Source organism: Flavobacterium sp. GW821-FHT12A05 (assembly GCF_058807735.1).
On the sequence record NZ_JBXAQY010000003.1, the window covers coordinates 521,859 to 532,983 of the forward strand.

An 11,125-nucleotide genomic window follows, 5' to 3' on the forward strand; every position below is an offset into this window, starting at 1 on the left:
AAATAAAAAGCCCCAATGAGCAACCTTTGGGGCTTTCTTGTAAATTACGTATGTTTTAAATAAATATGAATTAAATTAGAGTTCTTTTATTATCTTTATTTCGTAACCTTTGTATCTACAGCATTAACAAACAAAACAGGCTGCATACTACTCATGTTAATCATGGATAAAACGCCATTTTTATTTTCGTTTATTGCATTTATTTTAAAACAAAATTCATTGCCGTCTTTATCTCTTAAAGTTAAAAATTCGGAATTATCACTTGAATTATTTTGACAGCTATTTGAAATGCTGTAACGAAACAGAACTTTAAAAATATCTTTATCATAATTATACAATTTTCCATCTGTAGTAAATACCCATTTTGTATTTCTGTTCGCATCAGCATACCAAGTTCCTATAATCTTTTTTGATGAAGAATTTTCAACTTGATTCTGTCCAAAAACTACAGATAGCTGCAATAAAAACAGCGAAATTAAAAATAGCTTTTTCATATTCTTTTACTTTTAAAATGATCTATTAATTCAAAATAAATTTAGAATTGTTTACAGCATTACATTTCCTGTAAAAAGTTTTAATGTGTTACGATAAGGCAAATTTAATAAAATAAAAAATCGCAAAGAATATTTCTCAGCTCCATTAAAATATAAGTAACTGTTAATTATGCAGCTATAATTTATTTTCGTGTAAAATTTTCGGCTGTCTTGCGTGGTAAATTTGTAAAACACAACATTTGAAATTTATAAGCCATGCAAATTTGCAATTAAAAACAATCAAGTATAAAAGCCACGAAAAACACAAAAAGTACAAAAGTACAAGATGAAAAAATGTCTAAAAAACTAATCTAAAAAAACAGCGTTATGGAAAAGCAAAATAATTTTGATTATGGTCAAACCGACCCTGATTTTATAGATCAAAATACTCTTGTCGATGGTACTTATTCTAATGAAGATCAGTACAAACAAGAACTAAAGAAAGAGAACATTCAGGAATTTGGCGAAAGCGATCCTGATATTATAGAACAAAATACTCTTATTGATAATGATAATTATGCTAGAGACGAAGATCCCTATCAATATCAGGAAGAGTTTATTGGAGATTTAAACCATCCTGAACAAGATTTTGAAAAAAACACAAATGTAAGATCTGAAAATATTCCGAATGAGGAACGAATCATCAATGAAGATGATGCGATTACGAATGACGGCGAAGAAAGCGATCTAAACGACGATTACGATCCGGATGTAGATTATGAAAATGATCTCGAAAAAGATGGAGATCTTGATAATGATGAGGAATTAGATGATTTTGATGCTGAACATTATCCAGAAAATCATCCGAGAGAATAAATAAGGAGTTTCGTTTAAAATTATCCTTTCTATGGCAGTAACAACTCAAATTATCTGGCTTTTTGTCCTGGCTGTTCCTATAGCCTGCATCAGCTGGACTGTAACACATGAAGAGATTTTTAGAGAACCTCATGAATGGTGCGTAAAACGTTCTCAAAACGAGAAATTTTTACTCACCAGAAAGTTCTTTTATCTTTTTACCTGCGAATATTGTTTTAGTCATTATGTTACAATTGGCTTTTTAATCTTTAGTGATTATAAACTTTTGTTAAACGACTGGCGGGGTTACATTTTGGCGGGGTTTTCGCTGGTATTTATTGCAAACATTTATATGAGCCTTTTTGCCCTTTTGCGACAAGCCATAAAAAAGGAAAAAGTAGAAATTGAAAAAATTGAGAACGAAACTGATATTGAAAAGCTTAACAACAAATAAAAATACGTTTAACTAAATAAAAATTAAAAATTATGGAAAATTTACAATTCATAGATCCATTATTGCACGGAATCAAACCACTTGAAAAAAACACTGCCAATCTTTCAGTAAAACAACTGGCATGCGCCGGATTTGGCTCTCTTTTACTTGGAGCTGTTTTAAAGAAAACAGGACATAATAAAGCTGCCGCTATTGTGGGAAGTCTTGCATTGCCATTATTATCTGCAGCAGTTTACAAAAAAGTAGCAAAGTGATAAAAGGAAGCGAATTTTGCTAAATGAAAATGCCCGTTAAATTATTAACGGGCATTTTTTATGTCATGTTTTTAATATTTGCTGAAGACTATAATCCTATTGGCACATTTTCTAATTATTAATTTGGAAGATTAATATTGCCTTCAACCCAGTTTAATGCTTTGTTGAAAGCTTCTTTTTTAAATCCATGGAATTCTCCTGGAACGACATAAGTGAATCCGTTTGTAAAGGAAATAATGTCTTCAGAATCTGTTACAATTGCTGCTCTGTTCCATTTTCCTAAATGTTTTAATCCTAAAAGAGCATCCTGAAGCCAGGCGCCGGCTGTGAAATTTTCGATATCAGTATCCAGAACTAATAAAAAATTAATTTCGTTTGTCTGCTTTACCAAATGTTCGACTGCAGGAATTACTGCGGTTAAAAAGTCATCTTTTGTTACTTCTGCCAATGCTCGAAATGCAACTATATTATCGGTAGTGTCAATTTGATGTATCATGATTTTTACACTTTTTTTGAGTTATTAATTGAGTTTTAAATATCATATTTTATCTTAGAAAACAGATTTTTCCAAAATATCAAAATTCTAACTCAAATATACTGATTACATGATAGTTAAATATTATATTTTTTCATTTGATTATTATATTTTTAAAAGGTTCTGAGGGACTAAGGTTCTGAGGTTCTGAGGTGCAAAGGTTCAAAGCAACAAAGGGACAAAGGTTTTTTAGAGATGCGCTGCATCTCTGGGGAAAATCTATTTATTATAACAATTTCAAATAACCATTATCATAATCGTAGAGACGCACCGCAGTGCGTCTACGCAACGTATATCCATATTTATATATTTTTCAATTTGATAATAAGATTTACATTTTAAATCTTTGGGTTAGACGCACTACAGTGCGTCTCTACGAAAAACCTTTGTTGCTTTGTTGCTTTGAACCTCAGAACCTCAGAACCTTAGTCCCTCAGAACCTCAAAAAAAAGAAAAAGCCTGCTTCTTCCGAATACAGGCTTTTTACAAAAAAATAAAAAATAAACTAACACAAAATCTTAATTATATCCTTGGTTCTGTTGAAACACTTTTTGGTCGATAACAGTCTGAGGTATTGGAAATATTCTTCTAAATGGCTGTGTAGCAGGTTTTGCTGTTCCAGGTAAGTCATATTTTCCAAAACGAATGCTTTGTGGTCTTCTTTGTAATTCCCAATACAATTCGAAACCTAATTCTTTGTACAATTGTGCTGCATCTAAAGAAGTAAGTGCTTTTCCTGCTGCGTTTCCAAATAAAGACTCTCTTTTTCTGCTTGTACGCAATTTGTTTAAATCATCCATTGCAAGACCTACACTTCCTTTTCTAAAATATGCTTCGGCTCTCATTGCGTAGATTCCTCCTAAACGGAATAACGGAATATCAACATTACTGTTACCATTTCCTCCTTCTGGGTCAAATTCGTATTTAAATACACGGGCTCCCTGATTGATTTCGTTTTGTGCAAAAACAGATTTTGTAGGGTCAGCAAATGTTAATGATGGAGTAAAATTCATTCTTGTTCCTGTACTTTTTTCCATAAATAAAGGAGAAACTTTGATACGGTTACCTATCATTTCAAGAGATCCTGAAGGTAATAATATTGGACCGTATTGAAGCCCAGCCTGGATTCCTCTGTTAAAATGGAACCAAGGTAAATTGGCGCTTTTAGGAACAATGTCGGTTGCCGGAACGCTTACGTCTGTACCATCGTTCATGAACCATGTACCGTCAGCATATTGGTAATGCTGCTCGAATCTTGGATCGTCATGATTACCATCCCATGTTGCGTAGAATTCAGGAGTTGTACAAGCGGCATTTGTTCCTCTGTTTGCTGCTGATGCTCTTTGGTTACGTTCCATACATACATAAGCAAAACTATTCGAACCGTTACGGATATAATCTATTTTTTGAGAAATCGCAAAAATAAGTTCTTTACCATTATTGTTATCTCTTGCAAAGTTTTTGAAAAAATCGCTTTCTAAACTAAATTTACCTGAATCTATTAATAAAGAGGTGTAATAAATAACACGATCCATATCTGTTCCGCCGCCACTTACTGCCGGTTCATTAAAATTGAAGTTTGATGAAGCATTAAAACGATCTTTAAACACTGCACGGTTTAAGTACATTGTAGCTAAGAAACCATAAGCTGCCTGTTTTGTAAATCTTCCTTGATAAGTTCTCTGCGTTCCAATATCAGCTAAATCCGGAATTAAAGCCTCAACATCTGTAATTAATTTATCTATTTGAGTATCTGCTTTTAAAATTTGTAAAGTTGCTTTAGGATCCATTGGATCTTTATATGGAGCTTGTCCGTATAAATCTAAAGTGGTATAGGTGTAAAAAGCCATAAGTGCTTTTGCTTCTGCAGAAAATAATTTCTTTTCAGGAATTGAACTTTTTTCAGCCGATTCTATAGCTGTTATACAACGTGTAATACCATTTGTTAATAAATCCCAATTACCTACAACAATTGAATTACTAGAACTCCATGTAAATTCGTGCATATCTCTCCATTTCCCACCATCTCCCCAGTCACTTCCACGAGTTGGTAAAATAGCTTCATCTGTAGTGTATTCCTGCATTGCAAAAATGGCTCCATGATCAACAAAAGTTCCGTCACCTAATCTATCATAAGCGGCAGCAAGCGAACCTGCAGGATCTGAAACTGTATTTCCAGGTATTTCATCTAAAAAGACTTCATCCAGATTAGTACAACTGTTTAGAAGAAAAATAAAAGAGAATAATGTTAAAACTTTTATGCTTAAAAATGTCTTTGTCTTCATAATTATAATTTTAAAGTTGCTCCGAAACTGAACGTTCTCGAAGTTGGATAAGCTGCGTAATCAATTCCAATAGATTGGTTACCGTCGGTTGCTTTAGGAGTATTTACTAACGGATCAAATCCTGTATATTTTGTAATTGTAATTAGGTTATTTCCTGTAACATAAAGTGTTAAACCATTAAGCCAGTTCACTCCTTTCAAATCAAAATTGTAACCTATACGTGCTGCATTTAATCTTATAAAATCAGATTTTTCTAAGAAAAGCGTAGACAAAATTGGTGAGTTTGCTGGGTTTGCTCCTGACTCATAATATCCTGTTGCTACGTTACGATCTGATGCTAAGTTGTTTATATTTAAAGCATTTAACCCTGTGTTGTTCAACAAATAACCACCCGTTTGTCCAATAATAGAGAATGAAAACGTAAAGTTTTTATATCTCATATCACTGTTGAAACCGTAATAAAAAGTTGGTAAAGCTCCTTCAATAATAACTCTGTCGCTGTTATCAATTTTACCATCTCCGTTTTGATCTTTAAAGATGTTTCCTCCTTTTTCATCAAAACCAATATGCTGTAATAAATAGAATGAACCTGCCGCATAACCGCTTTTGTAAATATTAGCATTTACACCAGATTGTCCAGGACCAGAAATAGCACCTGTTAAGATTTCTGAAAGCGGTAAGTTTTCAATTTTGTTGTTTAATGTTGATCCATTCACATCAACATTCCAGCTGAAATCTTTTTTATCGATGATTTTAGAACCCAGCGTAATTTCAATACCCTTATTAACAATTTTACCATCAATATTTGTCCAGATAAATTTTGTCTGGCTCAAAGGAGTTGAAGGTATGTACAAAATAGCATCTGTAGTTGTTTTATTAAAATAGTCTACAGTTCCATAAAATTTGTCATGCCATAAATTAAAATCAAGACCTATATTATATTGTGTAACAACTTCCCATTTTAAATCCGGATTTGCTGTTCTGGAAACAGAAACACCATTTACAAGATTTAAATCATTATATAAATAATATCCGTCTGGACCAGCCAAAGAATAACTTGCCTTAGTTTGTTTATTTGGTACTTCCTGATTTCCTGTTTGTCCCCAGCTTGCTCTAAGCTTTAAGTTATTGATTGTTTGAGAATCTTTTAGGAAATTTTCATTAGAAATATTCCATCCCAAAGCAAATGAAGGAAAATAACCGTATTTGTTATTATCTCCAAAACGTGTAGAACCATCAGCTCTCATAGAAGCTGTCAATAAGTATTTATTATCAAAACTGTAATTTACTCTTCCGAAATAAGATTGCAATTCGTTTTCCTGAGCATAACCTGTTGTACCAGACTGCGTACCTGTAAAACCTGGATTAATAGATGGTTTTACACCTGCTCCCTGCGCTGAAACTCCATCAATACTGAAACTTGTTCCTGATCTTTCAAATTTTTGATAAGAGAATCCGCCAAGAACTTCAAATTTATGTTTATCTAATGTCTTAGAATAAGTTAGATAATGTTCAATCAATGAATTTTTTGAATCAAGATTGTTCTGAACATATTTACCTTTTGGATTTAAATCGGTAAGGTTTGGATAAATTGTAGTATTTCTTTCTGATGTAGAGCGGTCAATACCAAGGTTTAATTTATATTCTAATCCGTCGATAATTCTAAAAGAAGTCTCTAAATTTCCAAGAACTCTTAAAGTACGCGTTTGATCTTCATAAATGCTTAATAAATAAGCCGGATTGTAATGCGCGTTCATGTTGAAGTTCGTGTAGTTTCCGTTGGCATCAAATACAGAACGAGTTGGATTTGCCATTAAAGTATGAACGATTAATTGTCCGTTAGAACCTCCGTCATCACTTGTAGGAACACCATCATCTGTAGTCTGGCTCGCTGTAAGATTCATTTTTAATTTTAAACGTTTGTTGTCTAAAAATGATTCAGCTGCGTTAATTCTCCCTGAAATACGTTTGAAATTACTGTTACGAATAACTCCTTCCTGATCCATTTGTGCAATAGATGCATAATAATTACCTGATTCTGTTTGTTTTGCAAAAGATAAAGCATTGTTTTTCGTAATCGCAGATCTAAAAATTACATCCTGCCAGTCTGTGTTGCCGCCATGGTCAAAAGCAGGATCTTTAATCGCTTTTCTGTATTGGCCTGCATCTAAAACGTCTAATTTATGAGCAACAGTAGAAACTCCCATATAAGAGTCGAACGTTAATGTTCCTTCGCCTTTAGATCCTTTTTTAGTGGTAACCAAAACAACTCCATTAGATCCTCTAGCACCATAAATCGCTGTTGCAGAAGCATCCTTCAAAACTGTAATCGATTCGATATCGCTTGTATTTAAAAAGTTTAATGGATTTTTTGCAGTTGAACTTCCAAATCCAACATTCGTTCCTGTTGGACTCACATCATCATTAGTCAACGGCATTCCGTCTACAACAAATAAAGGCGTACTTCCGCTTCTGATAGATCCAACTCCACGAATCGTAACATTTACACCAGCTCCAGGCTCACCGCTTGTACTCACAACACGAACACCTGCTACTTTCCCTTGCATTAAATTATCTACAGATACGTTTACACCTTGTCTAAAACTAGCGGCTTCTAATTGTGTAACAGCTCCAGTAACATCTTTCTTAGCTTGTTTTCCGTAACCCACAACTAAAACTTCGTTTAATTCGGCAGTGCTTGGTTCTAACTGAATAGTCATGAAACCAGTTTGTGCTGCAACCGTTTTTGTTTTATAACCTACATACGAAACTTCGATTGTTTTTCCTTCTCCAACAGAAAGTTCAAAAACTCCGTCAAAATCAGTAACTGTTGAGTTTGAAGTACTTGTTTCCATTACCGTTGCACCTGGAATTGGCACTTTGTTTTCGTCGACAATTTTTCCTTTTACTCTAATTTTGTCAACCGCTTTTACGTTAACCGCTTTTGGCGCAGCTGCTTTCTGAATTAAAACTAATTTGCCATTAATGTTATAATTGAAATTGGCTTTTTTAGAAAGGTCGCTTAAAATTGCGGTAACCGATTCTCCGGAAAAATTTACTGTATATGTCGTATTATCAGCAATTACAGCTTGTCCGTAGCTGAATTTATAATCTGTCTGCTGGCTTAATTTTGAAAAAATAGAAACAAGTGTAGCTTTTTCTATTTTATTTTCTACTTTTGAATTTTTTATTGAATTAGTTTTACTGTAACCACCCTGAATGGTCAGTAACGCTAGTACTAAAAAGATACAACTCTTTAGATTTAAATAAGAAGGTTTAAAATACATGATTTAAGTTATTGGTTTTTTTTACGATACTTAATTATTAATGGCAGTTGTTCTCAGCAACTGCTTTTTTTGTTTTTAATCCACTTTTACTATTTCGCCATAAACTTTAAATTTTAGGTTTGTGATATAATTTATTTGTTCTAAAACATTCTCTAATGTTGCGTCTTTCTTAATGAATACCGTTAACGGCGTTGCTAATACCTGCTCATTATCATAGTGAAATGAAACTCCGTATTTATATTGTAAAACACTGATAACCTGTTTAAGTGTAGTTTGATTAAGCGTTATATCTGTCGAATACCAGTTGACTAAATAGGATTTATCAGCCTGTAGTTTTGTCAGCTTTTGTGATTGAAAAAGCGCTTCTTCATTTGGAACCAAATCTACGCTCTGCCCTTTTGAAGTCACATTTACTTTTCCGGTAACAACAATTACTTCACATTTTGATTTTGACATTTGAATGTGGAAGGAAGTTCCCACAACTCTCGTTTTTACTTCGCCCGAAGTAATAATAAAAGGATGTTTTTTGTCTTTGGCTACTTCAAAAAAAGCATTTCCTTTTAATAAAGAAACCTTTCTTTCGCCGCCATTAAATTTTTCAGGATACTGAAATGATGAGTTTGCTGCCAGATAAATTTTCGAGCCGTCACTTAATTTGATAGATTTGGGGATCGATGACGTTTTAAATGATAATTGCTTTTCTGCTGCAATGCTTGGTTTAAAGAAAAAACCTAAACCAACAAGAAAAAGAATACTGGCAGCTGCCATGTATTTTAAATACGGATTAATTGTTTTCTTCTTCACTATTCGAAGCTGAATTCCGTCGTATATATTTTTAGAGACTTCGTCTGAATTTCCCATTAAGGATTCGTCCCATTTTGCATTTTGATATTCGCTTAAAGCGAAATTGCTCAATAGATTTTCTTCTGCCTCTGAAGTTTTATTTCTTGAACTTTTATCTATAAGATATTCTAAACTATGCTTGATTCTTTTTATCATACTACTTATTGTTACCTATAAGTACCAGAATTATCAAATCGTACTATCGCTAAATATTATGAAACCATTAACAGAAAGTTATCTTAAAAATTTTGTTTAAAAAAGATAATTGGAGCCAGCCAGGCCAGATCTTTCAAGCCTTCACGTAATTGTTTTAATGCCGATGAAATTTGGTTTTTCACCGTTTGTTTTGAAATTCCAAGTTCGTCTGCAATCTGATCAATTGACATATCCTGAAATTTATACATTAATAAAACCTCTTTTCTTTTCTCCGGAAGTTTATCTAATAAAGAATAAAGTAAATCCATCAAGTCAGGATCAATCGACGTGAAGTTGTCGATAATGTAATCTTCAAATTTATCTTCCATAATCGTCTTATCGAAACGATTGTTTTGGTAATGTTTAAAAATCTGATTTTTTACCGCCCTGAATAAATAAGGTTCGATTGCATTGATGTTTAAATCGTCTTTTCGTTCCCATAAATCAATAAAAACATCCTGAACAATGTTCTGTGCCAAGTCTCTATCCTGAGTCATCGTATAAGAGAAGGCATTGAGTTTCTGCCAGTAATCAGTATACGTTTTTTCAAAATTTTCAGGATTCTTCATTGGTAATTTTGGTAGCATTAAGTGATGTAAAATAAGGAAATGTTATACGAATAGTTTTTGCCTGAAAGTTATCTTTAAATTAAATTTCAAATGCTTTTGTTTTATTAATACTACGATTTTAGGGCAAAAATCACAATCGGTTTGCGATTTCTTTTCGTTTAGCTAACACAAAAATTAAATGCCAACTCTACTTTAGTAATCTCTAAAATTAGCAATTCTCTCTTGCTGCGTCTCCATACTTTTTAATCCTAATTTCATCTAAAAATCATGAAACAAATTTTGTTTACATTGCTTTTTGCCGGGGCTGTACAAGTAAGCCAGGCGCAAAATGACAACCTAAAAATCAACCAGATACAAGTTATAGGTTCGCACAACAGTTACCGCCATAATATCGAGTCGGATTTATACAACTACATTCAGGCAAAAGATACTACTCGTTCTTTAAAAGGTTTGCAATACACGCACATCAGCATTACAGATCAATTAAATAAAGGGCTGCGCCAATTAGAAATTGATGTTCAGGGCGATGCTCAAGGCGGAAAATTTACACATCCAAAAGGTCTTGACCTTGTAAAACCGCAAGAAGCTTACGATCCAAATGGAGAAATGAAAAAACCGGGTTTTAAAGTTTTTCACATGATTGATATCGACTTTAGAACTTCTTGCTACACGCTTCAAAACTGTCTTGCAGAACTAAAAAAATGGTCGGATGCAAATCCTGATCACGTTCCGGTTTTTATTACTTTAGAACCAAAAGACGATGATAGTTTCCTTGGCACAAAAGCAGAGAAATTTACACCGGAACTTTTCGACGCTTTAGACAAAGAACTTCGCAAAGGATTAGGAAATAAACTAATTACACCCGATATGGTTCGCGGCAAATATAAAACACTCGAAGAAGCGGTTTTAAACAACAACTGGCCAACGCTGAAAAAAGCAAAAGGGAAATTCTTGTTTATTCTTGATAATAACGGAGCCAAAAGAGATTTATATGCTTTAAATCATCCTTCGTTAAAAGGACGTGCGGTTTTCATTAATATTGAACCAGGAAATCCTGAAGCAGCAACTATTTTCAGAAATAATCCAGAAGATGCTACAATTGCCGATTTAGTTAAAAAAGGTTACATTATAAGAACGAGAGCCGATGCCGACACCAAAGAAGCAAGAGCAAATGACTATACGCATTTCAACGCTGCAAAAACTTCAGGCGCGCAAATCATCACGACCGATTATTATCTGCCAAGTACGTTCTTTAATTCTCCTTATCAAGTTAAATATGATGATGGGAGCTTTGTGAGAGTTGATCCGGTTAATGGCGAGTAAGTTTTCAGTTTTCAGTCGCAGTTTTCAGTTTTTTAACCGCAAAGCACACAAA

General features: G+C 33.5%; 10 protein-coding genes. 4 read left to right on the plus strand and 6 right to left on the minus strand.

Annotated elements, in window-relative coordinates:
• Positions 1-95: 95 nt before the first annotated feature.
• The gene (locus tag AC1RRQ_RS08785) at positions 96-494 is read right to left on the minus strand and encodes a hypothetical protein (protein ID WP_493022646.1); all 399 of its coding nucleotides are present in this window, start codon (positions 492-494) and stop codon (positions 96-98) included.
• 366 nt (positions 495-860) lie between these two features.
• On the opposite strand from AC1RRQ_RS08785, the gene AC1RRQ_RS08790 reads away from it, so the two are divergent.
• The 3 genes from AC1RRQ_RS08790 to AC1RRQ_RS08800 are packed head-to-tail and all read left to right on the plus strand — an operon-like array spanning position 861 to position 2,036.
• Entirely contained in the window at positions 861-1,349 is a 489-nt protein-coding gene (locus AC1RRQ_RS08790; RefSeq protein ID WP_493022647.1) for a hypothetical protein, read from the plus strand.
• Between the two features lie 31 nt (positions 1,350-1,380).
• Entirely contained in the window at positions 1,381-1,782 is a 402-nt protein-coding gene (locus tag AC1RRQ_RS08795; protein ID WP_493022648.1) for a hypothetical protein, read from the plus strand.
• 32 nt (positions 1,783-1,814) lie between these two features.
• The gene (locus tag AC1RRQ_RS08800) at positions 1,815-2,036 is read left to right on the plus strand and encodes a PrgI family protein (RefSeq protein ID WP_493022649.1); all 222 of its coding nucleotides are present in this window, start codon (positions 1,815-1,817) and stop codon (positions 2,034-2,036) included.
• Between the two features lie 118 nt (positions 2,037-2,154).
• Here the strand turns inward: AC1RRQ_RS08800 and AC1RRQ_RS08805 are convergent, their stop codons facing one another.
• The 5 genes from AC1RRQ_RS08805 to AC1RRQ_RS08825 form a co-directional block, all read right to left on the minus strand.
• Positions 2,155-2,532, minus strand: a complete 378-nt coding sequence (locus AC1RRQ_RS08805) for a SpoIIAA family protein (protein WP_493022650.1) — start codon at positions 2,530-2,532, stop codon at positions 2,155-2,157.
• 557 nt (positions 2,533-3,089) lie between these two features.
• Positions 3,090-4,856, minus strand: a complete 1,767-nt coding sequence (locus tag AC1RRQ_RS08810; protein WP_493022651.1) for a RagB/SusD family nutrient uptake outer membrane protein — start codon at positions 4,854-4,856, stop codon at positions 3,090-3,092.
• 2 nt (positions 4,857-4,858) lie between these two features.
• The gene (locus AC1RRQ_RS08815; RefSeq protein WP_493022652.1) at positions 4,859-8,143 is read right to left on the minus strand and encodes a SusC/RagA family TonB-linked outer membrane protein; all 3,285 of its coding nucleotides are present in this window, start codon (positions 8,141-8,143) and stop codon (positions 4,859-4,861) included.
• 75 nt (positions 8,144-8,218) lie between these two features.
• The gene (locus tag AC1RRQ_RS08820) at positions 8,219-9,142 is read right to left on the minus strand and encodes a FecR family protein (RefSeq protein ID WP_493022653.1); all 924 of its coding nucleotides are present in this window, start codon (positions 9,140-9,142) and stop codon (positions 8,219-8,221) included.
• Positions 9,143-9,225: 83 nt separating this feature from the next.
• Positions 9,226-9,750, minus strand: coding sequence for an RNA polymerase sigma-70 factor (locus AC1RRQ_RS08825; RefSeq protein WP_493022654.1), 525 nt, complete (start codon positions 9,748-9,750; stop codon positions 9,226-9,228).
• 267 nt (positions 9,751-10,017) lie between these two features.
• On the opposite strand from AC1RRQ_RS08825, the gene AC1RRQ_RS08830 reads away from it, so the two are divergent.
• Positions 10,018-11,073, plus strand: coding sequence for a phosphatidylinositol-specific phospholipase C1-like protein (locus tag AC1RRQ_RS08830; RefSeq protein WP_493022655.1), 1,056 nt, complete (start codon positions 10,018-10,020; stop codon positions 11,071-11,073).
• Positions 11,074-11,125 lie beyond the last annotated feature (52 nt).